Source organism: Bacillus sp. NPDC093026 (genome assembly GCF_044754665.1).
Lineage (GTDB): Bacteria > Bacillota > Bacilli > Bacillales > Bacillaceae > Bacillus > Bacillus maqinnsis.
The window spans coordinates 577,527-599,635 of record NZ_JBIVPN010000002.1; the positions used below are offsets into that span (position 1 = coordinate 577,527).

A 22,109-nucleotide genomic window follows, 5' to 3' on the forward strand; every position below is an offset into this window, starting at 1 on the left:
CATCTTCTCGTCCATGTTTTAAGATGAAGGAAAAAAACACACAGGGGGGAGAAAGATGATGGCATATTATGGAGCAATTGAAGCAGGGGGTACAAAGTTTTGTTGTGCGATAGGAAATGAGCATGGAGAGATTGTTGAAGAATTAACCATTCCAACCGAGCATCCAGAGAAAACATTAAGACAGCTCATTCCATTCTTTCAAACATATCCAATTGAAGCATTAGGGGTCGGCTCATTTGGTCCAATCTGTGTCAAAGAGGGTGATTCTTCTTACGGTTATATCATGAATACACCGAAAATAGAGTGGAAGCACTACCCGTTGATTCCGGAGTTAGAAAAACAATTAGGGGTGCCTATTTCCTTTACAACAGATGTGAATGCAGCGGCATTAGGTGAACTAACAAAAGGTGCGGCACAAGGATTAACAAGCTGTATTTATATCACAGTGGGCACCGGTATTGGTGCTGGGTCTATTGTGAAAGGTGATTTACTGCACGGTCATTCACATCCAGAGATGGGTCATATACTGGTGAGGCATCATGCGTCTGATTCATTTGCAGGTGTCTGCCCCGCTCATGGTTCGTGCTTAGAGGGGCTTGCATCTGGACCAGCAATTGAGAAGAGGTGGGGAAAGCCTGCTAAAGAGCTGGGCGAGCAAGAAGCAGTATGGGCACTTGAAGCTGATTATTTAGCACAGGCATTGATGCAATACACCCTCATCTTAAGCCCAGAGCGCATCATAATGGGTGGCGGTGTGATGAAGCAACAGCAATTATTCCCGCTTATCCGAGAAAAGCTTGCTTTTTATTTAAATGACTATGTGGACCTACCGCCGCTTGATACATATATTGTATCTCCGGGACTTGGGGACAAGGCAGGGTTGACAGGTGCTTTGCTTTTAGCAATGGAAGCGAAAGCGAACTGCTCATAATAGAGTTTTTATTCTCAACATGAGATAATGAAATAGATGGAATCTATGAAAAAGGTGGTTGTTAAAATGGTTAAAAGCTTGAATGATACTGTAACACTAAATAACGGAGTGGAAATGCCTTGGTTTGGTTTAGGTGTATTCAAAGTGGAGGACGGCAATCAAGTGGTAGATGCCGTAAAAGCAGCCATACGAAATGGATATCGAAGCATTGATACGGCAGCAGTTTATAAAAATGAGACAGGTGTAGGGAAAGCCATTAAAGAATCGGGCGTCAAACGAGAAGAGTTATTCATTACATCTAAAGTATGGAACACCGACCAAGGCTATGACAACACACTAGCTGCCTTTGACGCGAGCTTGAATCGATTGGGGCTAGATTACTTAGATCTCTATTTAATTCATTGGCCTGGACCAAATGCAGACACTTTTAAAGATACATGGCGTGCGCTTGAGAAGCTTTATAAGGATGGGAAAGTAAGAGCCATTGGTGTGAGTAATTTCTATGTTCATCATTTAGAAGAGCTGTTAAAAGATGCAGAAGTTGTACCAGCAGTCGACCAAGTGGAGTTTCATCCGAAGCTGACATTGCAAGAGCTGCGGCAATATGCAAAGGAAAAAGGTATACAAATTGAAGCATGGTCTCCGCTCATGCAAGGCAAGCTGCTAGATCATGACGTGCTGAAGGAAATCGCATCACGCTACAATAAATCCGTCGCACAAGTCATTTTACGATGGGATCTGCAAAGCGGCGTGGTAACCATTCCAAAATCAATCAATGAAGAACGCATTAAACAAAATGCAGATATTTTTGATTTCGAGCTTTCTCAAGAAGACATGGAAAAAATCGACGCATTAAACAATAACGAGCGAGTCGGCTCTAACCCAGATACCATGACTGTTGGGTTTGAGTGAATCATTGAATAGAATCATTCTTAGAACACCTTTCAATAGCTATAGGAGTTAAATACTCTGAATGACTATTTGAAAGGTGTTTTTTGTTTTATAGATAACACGCTGTTAAAATCACCTTAAAATGATTCAAATAAAAAATTTGTATTAGTTTGTTATATAGAACAATTGTTTTTGAATTGGTCGTTTTATGTCGAAGTTTTATTTCATCTGGGTTGATATATATGATCTATTATTTTTTGACTTCTAATGTTGTGTCCCCACTATTTAATAGGGGGGACATTATGGCGTGCGGCTACGCACAACCAGCAACATGAAAAAGGATAGAATGACAATACAAATCGTCCAAGACCAAGCAAGTTCCATTCGGCCAGAATCAATGGCAACATAGATTGCTGTTGGGAGTGTTTGTGTTTTTCCTGGAATGTTGCCGGCAAACATGAAGGTAGCACCAAATTCTCCAAGGGCTCTCGCAAAGCTTAGTACAGCGCCAGATAGCAGGGAAGGCATGGCCAAAGGAATGGTGATGAGGGTAAAGACTTGGATCGAATGAGCACCATCTACTTTTGCAGCGTCTTCAATGTCTGCATCAATCGTAGAAAATCCTGCTTTGGCTGATTGATACATGAGCGGACATGCGACGACAGTCGATGCAATGACAGCAGCCCACCATGTGAAAATGACAGGTTGATGAAAAAGCCATTCAATGGCACTGCCAATGACACTATGTTTTCCAAAAATGATGAGCAATAAAAAGCCTACCACTGTTGGTGGAAGAACAAGCGGCATCATCAGGAGCGTTTCAACGATCACTTTTCCTTTGAAGGATGTTCGGGCCATCCAAAGGCCAATAACCGTTCCAAATAGTGTGGCTAGTATGCCGCTAACCACTGCAATTTGAATGGACAACCAAATAGGCGAAAAAAATTCTTCATTCAACATAGACATTACCTAACTTGAAAACCGTACTTTTGAAAAATAGATATGGCTGTATTTGATTGAAGAAATTGATAAAATGTTTTTGCCTCATCTTTGTGTTCTGTCTCATTCACAATCCCAACTGGATAGACAATTGGAGAATGCATATCCTCATTTGCCTCATCTAGAATCTTTACTTTTTTGGAAACAAGGGCATCTGTCTTATAGACAATACCTGCTTCTACATTGCCTGTTTCCACATAGTTTAACACTTGACGCACATCCTTACCGTATACGGCTTTTCCTTTCACCTGATCCCATATGTTCAGTTTTGTGAAGATTTCTTTTGCATATGTACCAGCAGGCACAGATTCAGGTGTGCCAAGAGCGATTTTCCCCTTGAGGTTCTGGACATCGTTAAATGTTTTGATAGAAGAAGGGCTTTCTTTCGGAACAATAAGCACAAGTTCATTTTGAATGGCATCTTTCTTATGATTCTTGTCTATGTTGCCTGATTGTACAAGTTCATCAAATGGCTCCTCAGCAGCTGAGAAAAAGAGATCGACTTTTGCGCCTTGAGCAATTTGCTGTTTCAATGCACCGGATGCCCCAAAATTATTGGTTAATTTTACGTTCGGATGTTGATCTTCAAAGGCTGATTCAATTTCTTTTAGTGCATCTTGCAAGCTTGCTGCAGCTGAAATAACAAGCTCCGTCTTCTTGTTTGAATCTGATGACTTCATCACTGCTTGGCATCCAGTCAAGAGTATACAGATGGTGATGAAAGGTAAAAATACATACTTCATGTTCACACCTCTAACGATTAAATATCAATGCTTATCCCTTATTATAATCATACTGATTTGACCATTCATAGGCTTTCAGCAAAAAATGGGATCATCTCCATGGCAAGAAGGAGCCGTTAGTGCTTGATGTACTATTAAAAAAATAACAAACAAAAAAAACGCCATTTGGCGGCGTTTAATGCTGATAAAAACGAAGGAGATTCCCATTAATGACTTTATCTGATAAGGACAACTCTTTATTGGCTTTTTCAATATAAGGCTGACACACCTCATCATTTTCAACAGGTTCACGTGTTTTTTGATCATAGCAAGTGTTTTTCGTATAAAGATAATCGTCTGTGATAAAGTTCCCGTTTCTCAGAACAGCGAAAGGCATCCGTTCGTTTGAGAACAGGTCGTTGCCAAATTGAATCGAATCCTTTGACTCAATGCCGAGCAGATGAAGGAGTGTCGGTTTGACGTCCATTTGCCCAGCCGTTTTAGATATTTGTTCTGGTGCTTGATCAGTAACACCGGGAATGTAGATTAAAAACGGAACTCGCTGAAGTTTGACAGCATCAAACGGTGTGATTTCATCCTTGTTGAGAAGCTTCGCCATCGCCTCATGATGCGCCTCTGAGATGCCATAGTGATCACCCATGAGGACGAACATTGTATTGTCATACAGCCCTTCTTCTTTCATACGGTCAAAAAATGTCTTAATGGCTTCGTCTTGATAGCGGACGGTTGTCACATAGCGGTTAAAAATGGTGCTGGATGAATCAAATTCATCAATAAACTGATCCTTTGGCTCGATTTCAAATGGAAAGTGATTCGTCAATGTAATGAACGTGCTGTAATAAGGCGTCTTCAGCTTCTTTAAATAATCAATGGATTGATCAAAAAAGTCGATATCCTTTAAGCCCCAGCCAGTTGAATTTTGTTCATTGACATCGTATGAATCGACATCATAAAAACGATCAATTCCAAGCGATTCATACATCACATCACGATTCCAAAACGTTTTATTATTCGCATGAAATTGGACGGATTGATAATTTTCTTTTTTCAATTGCTTGTATAACGTGTCATATTCGTTGTCACTCGCTGTGAAAAAGACAGCGCCGCTGCTAGATGGGTAAAGGGAATTGGCGACAATAAACTCTGAATCCGACGTCTTTCCTTGCTCTGTCTGCTGATAAAATTCATCAAAATAAAAACTCTTTTTGGCCAGTTGATTTAAAAAGGGGGTGATGTATTGTCCATTCACCTTTTGATCAATGACAAATTGCTGCGTTGATTCGAGTGAAATGAACACGACGTTCTTACCTTTAGCAAGTCCAAAATAGTCTTTGTTTGGTGCACTGTAATCGGCCTTCGTGTAGTTTGCTACGGTTGAAAGTGTATCTTCGTCAGCAAAGGCTTTTTGTCCAATACGAGCCGTTTGGGCAGCGCCGTCATACAGATGGAATTGAAACAGACCAAGGTTTCGTACGATGACTTCTCGATCATAAGAGCTTGTCAGAAATCGAGGATGGTCCAGCATGGCTGAGCTAACATGAAACAATAAAAAGCTGCAGCAGACCGCATAATATGTTTTGATTGTCTTGAATGACGCTTTTGGTGCTAATGGTTTACGCTTTAACAGCCATGTCAGCACGATGAAATCCATGAGCATCAGCACAAACAGCGGGTGGAACAATTCAGTCATACTACTGCCCATATCTCCCATGTTCTTCGCTTGAAATAACACAGGAATCGTAATGAAATCAATATAAAATCCGTAAAAGATCGTATTTGATATAAGAATCGCCGTCAGGATCAAATTTGCGGTCAATAAAAAAACCTTTTGTTTGGCATCATTCAAAAAAAGTGCAATACCAAACAAAGGAAGCAAAAAGCTTAGCGGATTGATGAGCAGCAGCCATTCATGAAACAAGTTGGCTGTTCGTATATGAAATCCGAATTGATAAATGATATATGTTTTCATCCACATGAAGAGGATGGAGTACACTAAAAACCAGTGATCTTTGAAAAACGCTTTCATGTATGTAGCTCCTCACCATTCTGTATTCAGCTCAAGGCAAAAACACTTATCTTAAAACTACTAAAAAAATGAGGAATGATCAATTCATATCCTGCCTTTTTGGCAAAACACTTTTTTCATTCTCTTAGAACTGAAATGGGACGGGTAATCCGTAAATGACGGCGATATAATAGCAAGTGACAATTGTGAGGGCAGCTAGGACGACTTGTTCACCTGTACTGCCTGTTTTGACATAAAAGGGGAGACGTACTTTTATCGTAGCCGGAAATAAGAATTTAATACCATTCACTGTTCCTGCATCAAGTAAAAGGTGACTCGCTATGCCGACAAGTAAACCGAATCGTAGACTGTCATTTGGAATGTATGTGGTCGCAATCAAATAAATGATCAGCATAAATAATAAACTGTGTGTAAAGGTTCGGTGACCGAAAACACTAGAAATCAGTGTTGAAAGAAGCGGGAATTTCCTACCGATTTTACTTTTCGTATGACAAAGATCAGGGATAAGAGCACCTACTGATCCAGCAGCAGTCATGGTGATAGGATCATATCCATAGTAGTAGGCGGCGGCTGAGCAGGCGGCAACTCCGCCCATGATATGTGTTTTTCCTGTCATGATGCGTACTCCTGTTCTATCTGTAGTTCAAGTATTCACTATATCAAGCGTGAATTCATTCAGCAAGGCTTATTTTTAAAGAAAGAAGGTTAAAATCTTTGGCGGATTAGAAAAACACTCTATAATAAGAATGAAGTCATTATGACATTAACGATAAGGATGCGATTCGGATGAGTAATGCAGACATTTTAAAAGAAATTGTTCTCGTACATTATGAAGTCAGCCGTAAGTTAAACCGTAAGTTAGTTGAGTTAGAAAAAGATATCACACCTCCGCAAATTTATGCCCTCTCTATTTTGATTCAAGGCAAAGTTTCTCATGCCGAAGAGCTGAAACAAAGGCTCTCTTTGAATCCAGGTGCAGCCTCTATTGCACTCAATAAATTATGTGAACAGGGATACATTCAAAGAGAACGGGACAAGCATGACCATTCACTTGTCCGTTTAGAAGCCACTGAAAAAGGCTTAGCCATTTACGAAAAGCATACACGTGTTTTTGGCAAAGTGATTCAGCATATGATGTCAGACTTCACAGAGGAAGACTTAAAGACCTTTCTTCAATACTTACAAAAAATGAGAAAAACCTTTCAGGATGAATGATGAGTATGCCTCTTTGTATAATGCATGACCCAGTAGCACAAATTAAACAGGCAATGGGATATTATGAAAAGGGGTGAAGCAGTGATGTCATTTTTCCAAAAGGATAAAAAGGCGAAAAATGAAAAAGATCATCAGCAAGTTGATCAGCTGTTAGAAGAAGCAAGCAAAGAACTAGCAGGCGATCCTTTGCAGGAAGCTGTACAAAAGAAGAAAAACAAGCATCAATAAGGAAAAAGGGCGGAGAAAAGGTTCTCTGTCCTTTTTTCTATGATTTTCCCTTTGACAGATGTGAGAATGTTTGATAATCTTCGTGTAGTAAAAAGTGAATAGAAATCCTCACGCTATGTCTCAGTGAGGTAGAGGTTGCGCGGATGATGAGTCACACATGGGAGAGATGGAATCGTTGATCATGTGAAAAAAGGCATCAGCGCCGAAGTGTAGAGAGAGCTCCAACTTTCTTTATGCTGGGTCTGCATTGAATAAATGCAGGACTGCCACGTCTAAATAGCGTGGAGGGCTATCCGGAGATCAAGGTGTATGTTTTGAAAAGCATGGACTTTTGTTCAGGCTTTTTTTTATGTTCTGATGATAAGAAAAGGGCATGCTTGTTTTTAAGAAAGTGACCCTTAACGAACATAAAGAATGCAAATCATTGCTTCACAAATATATCGACAAAGATACTGCCGGGTCTGGTCCAAAGAGAATAAAACGGAGGTACGGAAATGGAACAGACAAAAAAATGGGGTTTTTGGTTATTGACGGCTTTTGTCGTCGGAAATATGGTGGGTTCAGGCATCTTTATGCTACCAAGTACGCTCGCACAGCATGCAAGTCCTTTAGGTGTGACGATGGCATGGCTTGTAACAGGCGGCGGTGTGTTAATGATTGCGCTTGTATTTGGGCATTTATCCATTCATAAGCCGCATCTTACTGCTGGACCACAAAGTTATGCAAGGGCGCTTTTTAAAGACCCGAAGAAAGGAAAAGCGGCTGGTTTTACAATGGTATGGGGGTATTGGGTTGCCAGTTGGATTAGTAATGTTGCCATCATTACTAGCCTTACTGGTTATTTAACAACATTTTTCCCTATTTTAACAGTGAAGACAGTGATATTTACCTTTGGGAAAGAAGCCATTACACTCGGGCAACTCATGACCTTTATTGTATGTACACTTCTGTTATGGGGAACACATACAATCTTAGTGACGAGCTTAAGTGTAGCTAGTAAATTAAACTTTATTACGACATTTTCAAAGGTGCTTGGGTTTGTCCTATTTATCGTGGCAGGCTTGTTTGCTTTTCAGACCGCATTATTTGAGCATTATTACTTCCAGGTTGCGGCCAAAGGGGAAGGGATGCTTGGACTTGGTGGCCAGATTCATCATGCGACGATCTCCACGTTATGGGCATTTATTGGAATTGAATCAGCTGTGATTTTATCAGGAAGAGCTTCTTCTCAGCGCGATGTCAAGCGTGCAACGATTACAGGTCTTTTGATTGCCCTTTCGATTTACATGATTATTACGCTTATTACAATGGGTGTACTTCCGCACGATCAATTACAAAGCTCAGATAAACCGTTTGTGGATGTGCTTCAGCTAATTATTGGACCGGCTGGTGGAATTGTCATGGCACTACTTGCCATCATTTGTTTATTTGGGTCTATGCTTGGCTGGATTCTACTCGGTTCAGAAGTGCCATATCAAGCAGCGAAGGCAGGAGATTTCCCAGCGGTATTTGCGAGAACAAATAAAAAGGGAAGCCCTGCATTTGCCTTGACTGTCACAAATATCATGTCACAGTTGTTCATTTTTTCAGTGATGTCACGTACCATTAATGAAGCTTTTACCTTTTTAACGACATCAGCGACACTTGCCTATTTAATTCCATATATCGTGTCGTCGATCTACAGCCTTAAGGTGATCATGCAAGGTGATACGTATGATATTCAAAAAGGAAATCGCAAAAGAGACGGTGTCATCGCACTAGTCGCAATGGGATATTCCACTTGGGTGATTATATCAGGCACAGCAGATTTCAAAACATTCGGTCTCGGGATTGGCTTGTTCTTAATTGGCATCTTGCTCTATCCATTCATGTCTAAAGGATTTGCAAAAGAAACGGAATAGGTAGACATTTCTCAAAAAACTGGAGAAACGTCAGATTGTAGAGAAACTCCTGTTTTTCTACAATCTTTTTTATTTTTAACGTATGTATGATGGCAATTGTGTTTATAGAAAGAGTCTTAAATATGGAATCAGTTGCAGCGGCAGTGGTCTTCTGAAGTGTTTTGAGACCTCCAAAGTAGCTTTCTGCAAGGAGAACGATTCGTTTTTCCCAAAGTTCTTTCCTATCCGCTTAATAGTGATAATGATTATCAATATCACTATTATCTTAACATGAAATCAATAAAAGTGCATTGCTTTCTCTCTCATCATGTGAAAATGATGAAATAATCCTGTTTTTTTAAATGGAACTGAAGAAAAAGTATCATAATAGGATTTCAAAAAGAGAAGAAAGTGATATACTATAATCCGAGATTGATAATCATTATCATTAATGAGGAAGAGAAGTGAATGGAAAGGAAGAGACTGGTTTTGGGCGCACAATCAAATAAACAGCTTTCAACTAAAGACGAAGCGATTGACATAGTAACAAAGCCCTTTGGAACAGCAGTTGTTGTCATCTTAGGGATTATTGCTTTAGCATTTGGTCTTTTTTTATCAGTATCGTTAGGAGCGGCAAATATACACTTACACACTGTATGGGAAGCCGTTTTTCATTTTGATCAACATCAAACATCTCATCAAATTATCAGGGAATTAAGATTGCCGCGTACGGTTGGAGCAGCACTTGTAGGAGCCTTTCTAGCTATATCGGGAGCAATGATGCAAGGGATGACCAGGAACGCACTCGCATCTCCTGAAATTATGGGGGTGACAAATGGTTCCGCATTTGCGATCGCCATTGCGTTTGCTTTTTTCCCAACCCAATCTTCATTTACATTCATTTTATGGTCATTTGTTGGAGCGGCATTTGGTGCAAGCCTCGTCTTTGGTGTCGGTACTCTTTCAAAAGGTGGACTGACGCCAGTGAAGTTAGCATTAGCTGGTACGGCAGTTAGCACACTCCTTAGCTCAATCTCCTCAGCCATTGCCATTCGATTTGATGTCGCTCAGGATATGAGCTTCTGGTACGCTGGTGGCGTTGCAGGTGTGAATTGGAACAATATAAAGGTCATCATTCCTGTTGCGATTTTAGGCTTCATCATCGCCATGGTGCTTGCCCGCTCGATCACCGTCCTCAGTTTAGGTGATGAATTAGCAAAAGGGCTTGGACAGTACACGAAAATAGTCAAGGTACTTGGGATATTGGTCGTCATTCTTTTGACAGGTGCAGCCGTTTCGGTCGCAGGCTCTATTGGTTTTATCGGGCTTGTGATTCCTCATGTTACGCGTTTTCTTGTCGGGGTCGATTATAGATGGATTATTCCATGCTCAGCAATTTTAGGGGCTGTTCTTTTAATTTATGCAGATATTGTGGCAAGACTCATCAATGCGCCATTTGAAACACCAGTCGGCGCAATTACAGCGATCATAGGCGTTCCTTTCTTCTTATATTTGGCTAGACGTGAAAGGAGCGGAATTTAGATGGACATGGTGCAACAGGCAAAACAAAAGAAATTTAAACGAACCATGTGGTGGATCTTTTTCGCTATCATGATCGTGTTTCTCATTAGCTTAAACACTGGAGAAATCCAGATTTCTCCTATAAATACATTGAAAACACTCTTTGGATTTGGAAGTGAAATGGATGAACTTGTTTTGTTTGAATTCAGGCTTCCAAGAATGGTCATTGCCCTACTCGTTGGCGCTTCGATTGCTGTGTCAGGTGCAATCTGGCAGGGCGTGTCTCAAAACGGTCTAGCAGATCCCGGCATTCTTGGTGTGAATGCGGGTGCGGGTTTTGCAGTTGTTCTGTTTATCTTTTCATTCCAAGGCTCTATGTCAAACTTGGGGGATTTCGCCATCTTTGTGTTGCCGCTATTCGCTTTTGCAGGTGCAGGGTTTGCCGCATTTCTAATTTATGTGTTAGCGTGGAAAAAAGGAATTACACCTGTGCGACTGATTTTGACTGGTATTGGTGTGAATGCTGCGTTTTCAGCAGCCATTGTGGTCATTCAATTAAAAATGAGTCCAAATGATTTTAACCAAGCGATTATCTGGTTGTCTGGAAGCATTTGGGGTTCAAGCTGGACATACGTGATATCCGTCTTGCCGTGGATGTTAATTTTTATCATGTTAGCGATTTTGAGAGCGCGTTATTTAAATATCATGAATTTGGGTGATCAACTGTCTTATGGACTCGGGATATCTGTTCATAAAGAGAGAAGCTTGATGATACTGATTGCTGTTGCATTAGCTGGAGCGAGTGTCGCTGTCGCAGGAAGTATTTCCTTCTTAGGCTTAGTTGCACCGCACTTGGCTAGAAAGCTTGTTGGACCTAAGCATCAGTTAATGATTCCTACTACCGCTATGGTTGGAGCGCTGCTATTATTACTGGCGGATACAGTTGGTCGTGTGATACTTGCACCATCAGAGGTTCCGGTTGGGCTTGTGGTCTCTGCTTTGGGCGCGCCTTATTTTATTTATTTATTAATGAAAACGAAGTAAATAAGAAAGGAGAGGACAATAGATGAAATCGCTCGAAACTAAAGAGCTTTGTATAGGCTATCATGACCGTTTGATTGTCGAGGATTTAAATATCAGTATCCCAAAAGGAAAGGTGACCACATTGATTGGACCAAATGGCTGCGGGAAATCAACGATCTTAAAAACGATGTCCCGTATTATGAAGTCATATAAAGGAGCCGTTTATTTAAATGGTCAGGCGATCCAGAAGACATCAACCAAAGAGATTTCAAAACAAATGGCCATCTTGCCGCAAACCCCCGAAGCACCAAGTGGACTGACCGTATATGAGCTTGTATCATATGGACGTTTCCCGCATCAAAATGGATTTGGCCGCTTATCCAATGAGGATAAACGTCTCATAAGATGGGCACTTGAGGAAACGGGGATGATTGCTTTTCATGATCGCCCAATTGAAGCTCTCTCAGGTGGACAACGTCAGCGAGTATGGATTGCCATGGCGCTTGCACAGGAAACAGAGTTGCTGTTACTAGATGAGCCAACGACTTATTTGGATCTTGCACACCAACTTGAGATTCTTCAGCTATTAGAACGCTTAAATCGGGAGCAAGGTCGTACAGTGCTCATGGTCATCCACGATCTCAATCACGCAGCCCGTTTTTCACATTACATGGTGGCACTCAATCAAGGAAAAGTAATCAAAGAGGGAACGCCTCATGAAGTCATGACAAAAGAGGTACTTGGTCAGGTCTTCCACATTGATGCAGAAATTGTCCTTGATCCTAGAACAAACAAGCCTATTTGTTTAACATATGATTTGATGAATCATGAAAGAAAGCTAGAAGCTGTGAACGGATGAAAAGATGTACGAGAAACTCGGTGCTTATACCGGGTTTTTTTTCGTCTTGAGGATTCTTTGTTCATCTCATTTTCCCAAATGATATTTTTTACTTTTATGCAGAAAAGAGTTACTTTTTTACTGTAGACAATGGTAATATACGGTTAGAGATCATAGCTAGAAAGGAAAGAGATGCGTGGAAACAGCAAAAATATTGATTGCAGATGACGAAGAAGCAATTGTAAAAATGGTTGAACGCGTATTACAAAAAGAGGGATTCCAGCATATTTATAAAGCCTACCATGCAGATGAAGCATTAGATGTTGTCAAAAACGAAGATATTCATCTCTTACTTATAGATGTTATGATGCCCGGTAAGTCTGGCTTTGACGTTCTTCCTGAAATGAGAAAATATACGAAAGCACCCATTTTCTATTTGACTGCAAGAACGTCTGATGTAGATAAATTAACAGGCTTTGCACAAGGTGCAGATGATTATATTACTAAGCCATTTAACCCGTTAGAGCTTGTTGCCAGAATTAAAGCGCACTTAAATCGAACATATATCTCCTTACAAGAGGAACAAGAAGAGAATCATAGCCAATATGAGTATGCACATTTCTCTTATCATCCGCATGCTGCAGAACTAAAAGTAAGAGGAGAGGTGACCGCATGCTCTGCCCAGCTTTTATCCTTGCTGAAATTCTTTTGTGACCATCCGAATGAGGTTCTTTCAAAAGATCAAATCTACGAGAAAGTATGGGGTGTGCCATCTTATGGTGATAACAACACCGTCATGGTTCATATTCGAAAGCTAAGAGAAAAAATTGAATTAGACCCGAGCCAGCCAGAATATATTGTGACCATTCGTGGTATGGGCTATAAGTTTATTCCTCATCCTGTGAAGGTCCTCAGTTAATTCATGAATTTACGAACAAAACTTTTCTTTCATTTTGTCGGGCAAATGTTTATTGTCATTGCGATCCTGCTGATCGGGAATACTTTCTCTGAGAATCTATACTATAAAAAACATTATGAAAATATAGCAGAGACCGGTTTAGCAAAGGCTGATGGAGATACACTCATGAGCTGGCTTTACTTTAATGAAGACGGAAAAATGGAAGCAGATGATCAGCTCAAACAAGCAGTGAAAAAGCGTGACGGCTGGCTGCAAGTGATAGATTCAAAAAAACATAACATATACAGTTACCATCTACCTAAAAATATTCCAACATCCTATCAAAAGGATGAAATAATTAAGATTTTTGAAAAAAGACAATTTCAAGATTACAAGATGTACTTCTGGCCAATAGAAATTGATCAAAAGAATTATATCGTGCTATATGGTTTCAAAACGAACAGCACCAAGGTAGCGAATTATTTAAAACAACATGAGAAAAATCTAGCTGCACTTTCCCAATACTCAAGTGAAACAAAAGACTATTTGAAAAGAATGAACGGTTCTGTTCATTTATTTAACGAAGAAGGGAAATATCTGAAAGGCATTCGAGCAAAAGATGATTTTAAAGATAACGTAACGGACGTTGAGTTGCTCAAATATCAATCGAAACCTTGGGAATTTAGAAGTGACCTGACTTACATCAAAGTGAATAAAGACTTATATATGATCGTATCAGTGCCAAATAAAGTGTACAGTCCAGACGAACTTTATGATAAAGAGACAGAAGCGTTAAATCAATATACGACCATCCTCATCGCTGGACTTGCGCTCACCATCATTATTGTGATGACCCTATGGTACTCATATCGTTACGGATTACCGATCTATCATATTATTCGCTGGCTGATTTTCTTATCAAGAAATAAATTGCAGGAGCCAACCAATAGAAAAGGGATTCCTGTCAGTAAAAATAAAAAGGGACGCATCAAACGGGAATATCGGTTGTTTGAGGATATTCTGAAAACAATGGACCAATTAACTCATACATTAAAAGAAAATGAAGCAAACCGAAGAAAAATCCAAACAACAAGGGAAGATTGGATTGCTGGCTTGTCTCATGATTTAAAAACGCCTCTTAGTACGATATATGGTTATGGACTGATGCTAGGTTCAAATCAATACCAATGGTCCAAGGAAGAAGTCATGGAAATAGGACAGGTCATTCGTGAGAAATCAGAATATATGTCGACATTGATTAAGGATTTAAACCTCACATACCGATTGAAAAATGGAGCGCTGCCAATTAATCGAAAACCAGTGGAGCTTGGTGAGTTCTTAGCATCTATCATGGACGAGTTTGCAAGGAGCTCATTTTCTGAACATTATCCTTCATCTTTTGAAAATCAAACAGACGGTGTCATTTTTGAGATCGACAAAGCTTGGTTTAGACGAGTCATTGAGAATTTGCTAGCTAATGCAGTCAAGCATAATCAAAAAGGGACTCATATTAAGACCACTTTATCTGAAACGAATGAGGAAGTACGGATCGAAATTAAAGACAACGGGCGTGGTATGGCACAAGAAACGGTTGAGCACTTGTTTAACCGTTATTACAGAGGGACAAACACAAACGATTCATCGAACGGAACAGGTCTCGGGCTAGCGATAGCGAAAGAACTTGTTTTGCTACACAACGGTGATATCCAAGTTGAAAGTGAAATAGAGTTAGGAACAACTATTGCGATTATCCTGAAAAAATCATCGCCTGTAAAATAGTCAAAAAGCGATTTCCTTTTCAAGAGGAGGTCGCTTTTCCCTATTTTAGGATTGAAATAGATGTTGTAAACGATTACAATAAAAATTGTTAACGTGAACAAATCAATTTTATTACATAGTGAGATGGGGGAGTTTGATGAAAGCCTTTTTAGATGACCAGTTTTTATTAAACAGTCAAACGGCGGAAAAGTTATATCATGAGTTTGCGAAAGACCTTCCTATTATTGATTACCATTGTCATTTAAGCCCAAAGGAAATCTATGAAAATAAATCGTTTCAAAATATAACAGAAGCATGGCTTCACGGAGATCACTACAAGTGGCGTGCCATGAGGGCAAATGGCATTCCTGAAACGCATGTAACAGGTGATGCATCAGATAAGGAGAAATTCTTAGCGTGGGCGAAAACAGTTCCAATGACGATAGGAAATCCTTTATATCACTGGACTCACTTAGAGCTAAGGCGATATTTTGCTGTAGAAGAGCTTTTGAATGAAGAGAATGCGGAATTGATTTGGCAGAAGGTGAATGAAAAGCTGCAAGGAGATGGCTTTGGCGCTAGAGATTTTATTGTGAAATCGAATGTCGAAACAGTAGTGACAACAGATGATCCGATTGACTCTCTTTTGTATCATCAAAAACTGCGGGATGAAGGGTTTTCTGTGCAAGTGTTGCCAGGATTTCGACCGGATAAGGCACTAGATATTACGAATGATTTTTTTGTTGAGTATGTTCGTCAACTTGCGAAGGTCTCAGCGACACCGATACAATCCTACCAAGATTTTTTGAAAGCACTTAATGTGAGAATGGATTTTTTTCATGAACAGGGCTGTCTGATCTCAGATCATGCGATCAATGAAGTTACTTTTGAAGAAACAACAGAAGAAGAGGTAGAGGTCATATTTGATAAAAGGTTTTCTGGTCATCCATTAACTGAGGAAGAGACGATCAAATTTAAGACACATACAATTATCTTTCTCGGGAAGGCATACTGTGAGCGAGGTTGGGTGATGCAGCTTCATATCAACGCCCTCAGAAATAACAACACAAAAATGTTTGAGCAGCTAGGACCAGATACGGGTTATGATGCGATGAATGACCAGGATATTGCAAAGCCGCTTTGCCGACTTTTAGATCAATTAGAAAGAGAAGATGCGCTGACAAAAACCATTCTCTATTCTTTGAACCCGAGAGACAATGTGGTGATTTCGACCTTAGCTGGAAGCTTTCAAGATGGAAAAACACCTGGAAAAATACAGCATGGTACTGCATGGTGGTTTAATGATACAAAGCAAGGAATGACAGAGCAAATGATGGCTCTTTCCAGTATCGGGCTGATTAGCCGATTTATTGGCATGCTGACGGACTCACGAAGTTTTCTTTCTTATACAAGACATGAATATTTCCGCAGATTGCTTTGCGATATTATAGGAGATTGGGTGGAAAAAGGTGAAGCACCATATGATCTCTCGCTGCTAGGAGGAATGGTCAAAAGAATTAGCTATGAGAATGCAAAGCAATATTTTCAATTTGAGCGGGCAGGCCAGTCAATGCATAGAAGCAAGACCACATGAAGAAAAAGGTAAGGTAAGAAAATGAAAGCGGTTTTATGATAAGATGATGATAAAAAATCATAAAAGGCGGAGTAGCATGACAGTCACGATCAAAGACATAGCGAAATTGGCAAATGTCTCTCATACCACAGTATCAAGGGCATTAAATAACAGTCCTTTTATTAAAGAAAAAACAAAACAAAAGATTTTGTCGATTGCAAAACAGCTGAACTATTCTCCGAACGTCCATGCCAGAGGCCTTGTATCACAAAAATCATTTACAATTGGTTTGTTTTTTACGAGTTTAACTGAAGGCACATCCTCAAGTTTTTTCGCTGATGCATTAAAAGGTGTCAACAGTGTCATAACTGAGCACTATCATATGTTTGTGAGAGGGATTGATGATTTTCATGATTATTCAACCATTCATAAGCAGCGCTATGACGGTATTTTACTCATGAGCCAAAGTGAGCATGATGAAGCGTTTATCCATCATGTGAAAAGACAAGGCATTCCTCTTCTTGTGCTCAATCGTCGTGTAGAAAGTGATGACGTGATGAATATACTAGCAGATGATCGTCAAGGTGCATATCAAGCGACGCAATTTTTCATTCAGCAAGGTCATAAACAGATTGCCATTATTGAAGGAAAAGAAGGCTTTAAATCAACGCAGGAAAGAAAAGCTGGCTTTTTGCAAGCATTAATAGATCATAACGTGCCAATGAAAAAAGAATATATGCTTAAAGGTGACTATCATATGAAAAGTGGCTATGAATCAATGGAAGCCCTGTTAGCCCTTAAGGAGCCGCCAACAGCTCTTTTTTGCTCAAACGATGATATGGCCATTGGGGCGATGAATGCTTTATACGCAAAAGGAAAAAAGTGTCCGAAGGATGTGTCTATTATCGGTTTTGATGATATTGCATTTTCCTCTTATACAACACCTGCACTGACAACTGTCAAAAAGCCAATCGAAAAAATGTGTGCGCTCGGAGCAAAAGCCATTCTTTCGGTCATAAACGGGGAAGAACAAGAAGCGGATTATATGAAAAAAGTGTATGTACACACAGAGCTAGTGATTAGAGATTCAGTCAAAGAGGTGCCTTAATAGCACCTTTTCAGCTATAAATGTTCACGTGTGCATCACAAGGAGGGGAAATAAATGAAACGATTATCCAAAGCAGTTTATCCGACTGCTGACTATCCAGAAACCATTCTGCAAATCGGTGAAGGAAATTTTATGCGCGGATTTATTAATTGGCAGATCCAAAAGCTGAATGACCACACTGATTTTAAAGGAAGAGCGGTTGTCGTTCCTCCTCGTAAGGGATCGGTCAGCGCATTAAATGAACAGGATGGCTTGTATACGATATGTATACAAGGCTTTCATGAGCAAAAGGAAATCAATGAGCGCATGATCATACAATCAATTAGCAGAGGAATTAGTACTTATACGGATTATGAAGGCTTTTTACAAGTAGCAGAAAATCCTGATCTTCGCTTCGTTTTTTCAAATACGACAGAGGCAGGGCTCGTTTTTAGAGAAGAGGACCGTTTTGAGGATCGTCCGCAAACGAGTTTTCCAGGAAAACTGACAGCTTTTTTGTATCATCGATTTAAAGCATTCTCAGGAGATAATCAAAAGGGGCTGATCATACTGCCATGTGAGCTGGTTGAAAAAAACGGAGATCGACTAAAAGAATATGTCATCAACATGGCGTACAAATGGAATCTCCCACCCTCCTTTCTTACGTGGATAAAGGAAGACAATGTCTTTTGTAATACGCTTGTTGATCGGATTGTACCGGGATTTTCTAAGGAAGCTGCTGAAGCGGTACAAAAGGAAGAAGGGTATATGGATGAACTGCTTGTGATGGCAGAATATTATCACCTGTTTGTCATTGAAGCACCTGCCTTTGTTCAAAGGGAGCTTCCTTTTCAAGAAGCTGGTCTGAATGTGTTGTTTGTGAAAGATATTTCCCCTTATCGGATGAGAAAGGTGCGCATACTAAACGGGGCCCATACAGCTATGGTACCAATTGCATTGTTATCTGGTTTGGAGACAGTAAAAGAAGCTGTGGATGATGATCTTATCGGTCCATTTATCCGAAGCATGCTGGATGAAGAAGTTCTGCCGGGCCTAGGGCTTCCTTACAAAGAGACATCTCTTTATACACAAGCGGTTTGGGATCGTTTTTGTAATCCATTTGTGAAGCATCAATTAATGGATATTGCATTAAATGGTGTGTCAAAGTTTCAAACTCGTATTCTCCCATCTATGCTTGATTATGTAGAACTTACAAAGCAGTTGCCAATGAAACTAGTATTTGCACTGAGCAGTCTCATTTATTTTTACGGAAAATGTGCGAATTTATTAAAGGATGATGAGTATGTGATGACTTGGATGAAGAAGGCTTGGGAAGAGGAGCATCAATCCTATTTATCTGTCGTTGAACGAATTCTTTCAAACCAACAGTTATGGGGGATGAACTTATTGAGTGTACAGGGATTGAGCCATGCTGTAGCTGATCAGCTCACATTCATACATGAGCATGGAATAAGAGCCGCTGTGCATCAAATGTTGCATCATCAATATGAAAATCAGGGGGAGAAAGCATGAAAGAATTTATTGTGATTCATCCTTCAGATAACGTCGGCATTGCACTAAAAGTGCTTGCGCAAGGTGAGAAGCTACAACATCAAGGAAACACACTCATATTAAAAGAAACCATCCCTAAAGGTCATAAATTTGCATTAGTTGATATCAAGCAAAGAGACAACGTGATTAAATATGGGTATCCGATTGGTCATGCTACAACTTCTATCGCAACTGGAGAATGGGTCCATACGCATAATATAAAAACCAATTTATCTGGTAAGCTCGATTATCAATATGAACCTTCTTTTACTGAAAATCTCTATGAAGAAATGAATCTTACTTTTAAAGGTTATAAGAGAAAAAACGGAGAAAGTGGTATTCGCAATGAGCTTTGGATTGTGCCAACGGTCGGTTGTGTCAATGGCATCGCTGATCAAATCATCCAAACCTTTTCCGCTGAAATGGGAGGAGACATTCATCCTTTTGAAACGGCTCTCGTGTTAAAGCATAACTATGGGTGTTCACAGCTTGGAGATGATCATGAGAACACAAAAACCATTTTGCAAAATGCAGTGAAGCACCCGAATGCTGGAGGGGTACTCGTCTTAGGACTTGGGTGTGAAAACAATGACATAGAGGATTTTAAGTCTACATTGGATGATTATGACCAAGAGAGGGTCAAATTTTTAAGAAGCCAAGAAGTGGGAGATGAAATCGAGACGGGCGTTACCTTACTTAGAGAAATTTATGAAGCCGCCCAAGGAGATCGTCGTGAAGATATCCCGTTATCTGAGCTGAAAATCGGCTTGAAGTGCGGAGGATCAGATGGTTTCTCTGGCATTACGGCAAATCCGCTTTTAGGAAGGCTGTCTGATTTTATTGTAGCCCAAGGAGGGACGACCGTATTAACAGAAGTGCCAGAAATGTTTGGCGCTGAAACCATCTTAATGGAGAGAGCGGAATCTGAAGCCACTTTCGACAAGATTGTTGATATGATTAATGATTTTAAACAATACTATCTTGATCATCGACAGCCAGTGTATGAAAATCCTTCCCCGGGAAATAAATCAGGCGGAATTTCGACATTAGAAGATAAATCTCTTGGCTGTACTCAAAAGGCGGGCACTTCCGAAATTAAAGATGTATTGAAATATGGAGAGTTGCTTAAACAAAAAGGTCTTCATTTATTAAGTGCACCTGGTAATGATTTGGTTGCTTCATCTGCTCTTGCTGCTTCTGGCTGTCAGATGGTGTTATTTACAACAGGTAGAGGGACGCCATTTGGCACATTCGTCCCAACAGTGAAAGTGTCGACCAATACGGCGTTATATGAAACAAAGAAGCATTGGATTGATTTTAATGCTGGAGAATTGCTAGAAGATGTTCCAGAAGATGTTGTGTTGAAAAAATTTATTTCATATGTCATTGGCGTGGCAAGCGGTAAACAATTAAATCATGAAAAGAATCATTTTAAAGAGCTTGCAATCTTTAAAACAGGTGTCACACTTTAGGGCGACTGGGGGGATAAGTGGAATGTCTAAAAAACGTGATTTGATGTATATCACAGCAGGGATGGTTTTAACAGGAATCGGGCTCGCTCGGTTGGCGAAGCAAGAGAAGAAAGGCAAAGAAGCTGACGAAAACGAAAAGGAGCAGATTTTAAAGCAAATAAAAGCACCGGTATTTCCCGATCGTGAATTAAATGTGGTTCATTATGGTGCAGACCCTAAAGGGATAGAGCTTTCGACAAAAGCTATTCAGTCTGCGATAGATGATGCGAATCGTTTGAAAGGGGGGCGTGTCCTTATTCCTGAGGGAACGTTTTTAACAGGGGCTCTTGAATTAAAAAGCAATGTGGAGCTTCACCTGCATAACAACGCATATGTGATGTTCAGTCAGAATCCAAAGCATTACCTCCCACTCGTACTGACTCGATATGAAGGGATTGAACTATATAATTATTCTCCTCTCATTTATGCACATCAGGCAGAAAACATTGCCATTACAGGAAATGGGACACTGGATGGCAGGGGAGATGATCATCATTGGTGGCCATGGAAGTATGGAACGAACGGTCAACCTTCACAGGAGAGAGATCGTCAACTTCTTTTTGATATGGCTGAAAAACGTATGCCGGTTGAAGAAAGAATATTCGGAGAAGGTCATTATCTACGATCAAGCTTTATACAGCCGTACCAATGTCAACATGTACTGATTGAAGGAGTGACAGTGAAAGATTCACCGATGTGGCAAATCCATCCGGTACTCAGTCAAAATGTAATCGTCCGTCATGTGAAAGTGATTGGACATGGACCGAATACAGATGGTGTGAATCCAGAATCTTGTCAGAATGTGCTTATTGAAGATTGTTATTTTGATAATGGGGATGACTGTATTGCCATTAAATCTGGCAGAAATGAGGACGGTCGAAGAATTGGTATTCCTTCGGAAAACATAGTGATTCGCCGAAATGAAATGCGTGATGGTCACGGCGGGGTGACGATAGGCAGTGAAATATCTGGTGGAGTCAGACATGTGTACGCAGAGGATAATATGATGGACAGCCCGAACCTTGATCGGGCACTTCGTATAAAAACCAACTCTGTCAGGGGCGGAATCATTGAACATATTTATTTTAAAAACAATACAGTAAAAAGCGTAAAGCATGAGGTTGTCTGTATTGACATGATGTATGAGGAAGGAGATGCGGGTCCGCATCGTCCTGTTGTTCGTCATATTGAGGTGGAAGGGCTAAAAAGCAACGGTGGGCGATATGGTGTGAAAATTGCAGCATATCCGCATTCGCCTGTGACTCATTTTAAAATGAAGGGTTGTGTCATAGAGAATGTGTCGTATCCACTTTCATTAGAACACGCAGTGTCACCATCTTTTCAGCAGGTCATCATCAATGGTGAACAAGTCAATCAATAGCTTCTTGAGAAAACAGCCTTTTGACGGGCTGTTTTTCTCATTTAATGATGAAAAA

19 protein-coding genes and 1 riboswitch are annotated in these 22,109 nt (G+C 40.2%); of the genes, 15 read left to right on the forward strand and 4 right to left on the reverse strand.

Annotation, left to right across the window (positions count from 1 at the left end):
- The first annotated feature begins 58 nt into the window (after positions 1–58).
- Entirely contained in the window at positions 59–931 is an 873-nt protein-coding gene (locus ACIQCE_RS07830; protein ID WP_400494489.1) for an ROK family protein, read from the forward strand.
- A gap of 66 nt (positions 932–997) precedes the next feature.
- Positions 998–1,843 carry an aldo/keto reductase gene (locus tag ACIQCE_RS07835; protein ID WP_400494296.1) on the forward strand — a complete coding sequence of 282 codons (846 nt, stop codon included), beginning with the start codon at positions 998–1,000 and terminating at the stop codon, positions 1,841–1,843.
- A 279-nt stretch (positions 1,844–2,122) separates the two neighbouring features.
- Here the strand turns inward: ACIQCE_RS07835 and modB are convergent, their stop codons facing one another.
- From modB to ACIQCE_RS07855, 4 genes are all read right to left on the reverse strand, one after another.
- The gene (gene modB, locus ACIQCE_RS07840; RefSeq protein WP_400494297.1) at positions 2,123–2,788 is read right to left on the reverse strand and encodes a molybdate ABC transporter permease subunit; all 666 of its coding nucleotides are present in this window, start codon (positions 2,786–2,788) and stop codon (positions 2,123–2,125) included.
- Complete coding sequence (gene modA, locus ACIQCE_RS07845) at positions 2,788–3,564, reverse strand: molybdate ABC transporter substrate-binding protein (protein ID WP_400494298.1); 777 nt, start codon at positions 3,562–3,564, stop codon at positions 2,788–2,790. Before modA ends, modB begins: the two co-directional genes overlap by 1 nt.
- Positions 3,565–3,739: 175 nt before the next feature.
- Complete coding sequence (locus ACIQCE_RS07850; protein ID WP_400494299.1) at positions 3,740–5,590, reverse strand: LTA synthase family protein; 1,851 nt, start codon at positions 5,588–5,590, stop codon at positions 3,740–3,742.
- Between the two features lie 124 nt (positions 5,591–5,714).
- Positions 5,715–6,206, reverse strand: a complete 492-nt coding sequence (locus ACIQCE_RS07855; protein WP_400494300.1) for a metal-dependent hydrolase — start codon at positions 6,204–6,206, stop codon at positions 5,715–5,717.
- A gap of 170 nt (positions 6,207–6,376) precedes the next feature.
- Here ACIQCE_RS07855 and ACIQCE_RS07860 point away from each other — a divergent pair, with 170 nt between their 5' ends.
- From ACIQCE_RS07860 to ACIQCE_RS07920, 13 genes are all read left to right on the forward strand, one after another.
- On the forward strand, positions 6,377–6,805 hold the full coding sequence (locus ACIQCE_RS07860) for a MarR family winged helix-turn-helix transcriptional regulator (protein WP_400494301.1): 429 nt from the start codon (positions 6,377–6,379) through the stop codon (positions 6,803–6,805).
- An 84-nt stretch (positions 6,806–6,889) separates the two neighbouring features.
- Positions 6,890–7,033: a small acid-soluble spore protein SspJ gene (gene sspJ, locus ACIQCE_RS07865; protein ID WP_400494302.1), complete on the forward strand. Its 144-nt coding sequence runs from the start codon at positions 6,890–6,892 to the stop codon at positions 7,031–7,033.
- 121 nt (positions 7,034–7,154) lie between these two features.
- Positions 7,155–7,333, forward strand: a riboswitch (Lysine riboswitch).
- Between the two features lie 194 nt (positions 7,334–7,527).
- Positions 7,528–8,934, forward strand: coding sequence for an amino acid permease (locus tag ACIQCE_RS07870; protein WP_400494303.1), 1,407 nt, complete (start codon positions 7,528–7,530; stop codon positions 8,932–8,934).
- Between the two features lie 468 nt (positions 8,935–9,402).
- Entirely contained in the window at positions 9,403–10,455 is a 1,053-nt protein-coding gene (locus tag ACIQCE_RS07875) for a FecCD family ABC transporter permease (protein WP_400494490.1), read from the forward strand.
- Entirely contained in the window at positions 10,456–11,478 is a 1,023-nt protein-coding gene (locus tag ACIQCE_RS07880; RefSeq protein ID WP_400494304.1) for a FecCD family ABC transporter permease, read from the forward strand.
- Positions 11,479–11,500: 22 nt separating this feature from the next.
- Positions 11,501–12,316 (forward strand): ABC transporter ATP-binding protein, encoded by an 816-nt coding sequence (locus tag ACIQCE_RS07885; RefSeq protein ID WP_400494305.1) that lies wholly within the window; start codon positions 11,501–11,503, stop codon positions 12,314–12,316.
- A gap of 175 nt (positions 12,317–12,491) precedes the next feature.
- Complete coding sequence (locus ACIQCE_RS07890) at positions 12,492–13,214, forward strand: response regulator transcription factor (RefSeq protein WP_353854586.1); 723 nt, start codon at positions 12,492–12,494, stop codon at positions 13,212–13,214.
- Between the two features lie 3 nt (positions 13,215–13,217).
- The gene (locus ACIQCE_RS07895; protein ID WP_400494306.1) at positions 13,218–14,972 is read left to right on the forward strand and encodes a HAMP domain-containing sensor histidine kinase; all 1,755 of its coding nucleotides are present in this window, start codon (positions 13,218–13,220) and stop codon (positions 14,970–14,972) included.
- A 136-nt stretch (positions 14,973–15,108) separates the two neighbouring features.
- Entirely contained in the window at positions 15,109–16,545 is a 1,437-nt protein-coding gene (gene uxaC / locus ACIQCE_RS07900; RefSeq protein WP_400494307.1) for a glucuronate isomerase, read from the forward strand.
- Positions 16,546–16,621: 76 nt separating this feature from the next.
- The gene (locus ACIQCE_RS07905; protein WP_400494308.1) at positions 16,622–17,632 is read left to right on the forward strand and encodes a LacI family DNA-binding transcriptional regulator; all 1,011 of its coding nucleotides are present in this window, start codon (positions 16,622–16,624) and stop codon (positions 17,630–17,632) included.
- Positions 17,633–17,686: 54 nt separating this feature from the next.
- Positions 17,687–19,144, forward strand: a complete 1,458-nt coding sequence (locus ACIQCE_RS07910; protein WP_400494309.1) for a tagaturonate reductase — start codon at positions 17,687–17,689, stop codon at positions 19,142–19,144.
- On the forward strand, positions 19,141–20,634 hold the full coding sequence (locus tag ACIQCE_RS07915; RefSeq protein ID WP_400494310.1) for a UxaA family hydrolase: 1,494 nt from the start codon (positions 19,141–19,143) through the stop codon (positions 20,632–20,634). Before ACIQCE_RS07910 ends, ACIQCE_RS07915 begins: the two co-directional genes overlap by 4 nt.
- Before the next feature lie 22 nt (positions 20,635–20,656).
- The gene (locus ACIQCE_RS07920; RefSeq protein ID WP_400494311.1) at positions 20,657–22,054 is read left to right on the forward strand and encodes a glycoside hydrolase family 28 protein; all 1,398 of its coding nucleotides are present in this window, start codon (positions 20,657–20,659) and stop codon (positions 22,052–22,054) included.
- Positions 22,055–22,109: the final 55 nt, after the last annotated feature.

What these genes read in the sequence shown, in the direction of transcription:
- ACIQCE_RS07830 (WP_400494489.1), top strand. Translation starts at nt 59, where the DNA reads ATGGCATATTATGGAGCAATTGAAGCAGGGGGTACAAAGTTTTGTTGT.
- ACIQCE_RS07835 (WP_400494296.1), top strand. Translation starts at nt 998, where the DNA reads ATGGTTAAAAGCTTGAATGATACTGTAACACTAAATAACGGAGTGGAA.
- modB (WP_400494297.1), bottom strand. Translation starts at nt 2,788, where the DNA reads ATGTCTATGTTGAATGAAGAATTTTTTTCGCCTATTTGGTTGTCCATT.
- modA (WP_400494298.1), bottom strand. Translation starts at nt 3,564, where the DNA reads ATGAAGTATGTATTTTTACCTTTCATCACCATCTGTATACTCTTGACT.
- ACIQCE_RS07850 (WP_400494299.1), bottom strand. Translation starts at nt 5,590, where the DNA reads ATGAAAGCGTTTTTCAAAGATCACTGGTTTTTAGTGTACTCCATCCTC.
- ACIQCE_RS07855 (WP_400494300.1), bottom strand. Translation starts at nt 6,206, where the DNA reads ATGACAGGAAAAACACATATCATGGGCGGAGTTGCCGCCTGCTCAGCC.
- ACIQCE_RS07860 (WP_400494301.1), top strand. Translation starts at nt 6,377, where the DNA reads ATGAGTAATGCAGACATTTTAAAAGAAATTGTTCTCGTACATTATGAA.
- sspJ (WP_400494302.1), top strand. Translation starts at nt 6,890, where the DNA reads ATGTCATTTTTCCAAAAGGATAAAAAGGCGAAAAATGAAAAAGATCAT.
- ACIQCE_RS07870 (WP_400494303.1), top strand. Translation starts at nt 7,528, where the DNA reads ATGGAACAGACAAAAAAATGGGGTTTTTGGTTATTGACGGCTTTTGTC.
- ACIQCE_RS07880 (WP_400494304.1), top strand. Translation starts at nt 10,456, where the DNA reads ATGGACATGGTGCAACAGGCAAAACAAAAGAAATTTAAACGAACCATG.
- ACIQCE_RS07885 (WP_400494305.1), top strand. Translation starts at nt 11,501, where the DNA reads ATGAAATCGCTCGAAACTAAAGAGCTTTGTATAGGCTATCATGACCGT.
- ACIQCE_RS07895 (WP_400494306.1), top strand. Translation starts at nt 13,218, where the DNA reads ATGAATTTACGAACAAAACTTTTCTTTCATTTTGTCGGGCAAATGTTT.
- uxaC (WP_400494307.1), top strand. Translation starts at nt 15,109, where the DNA reads ATGAAAGCCTTTTTAGATGACCAGTTTTTATTAAACAGTCAAACGGCG.
- ACIQCE_RS07905 (WP_400494308.1), top strand. Translation starts at nt 16,622, where the DNA reads ATGACAGTCACGATCAAAGACATAGCGAAATTGGCAAATGTCTCTCAT.
- ACIQCE_RS07910 (WP_400494309.1), top strand. Translation starts at nt 17,687, where the DNA reads ATGAAACGATTATCCAAAGCAGTTTATCCGACTGCTGACTATCCAGAA.
- ACIQCE_RS07915 (WP_400494310.1), top strand. Translation starts at nt 19,141, where the DNA reads ATGAAAGAATTTATTGTGATTCATCCTTCAGATAACGTCGGCATTGCA.
- ACIQCE_RS07920 (WP_400494311.1), top strand. Translation starts at nt 20,657, where the DNA reads ATGTCTAAAAAACGTGATTTGATGTATATCACAGCAGGGATGGTTTTA.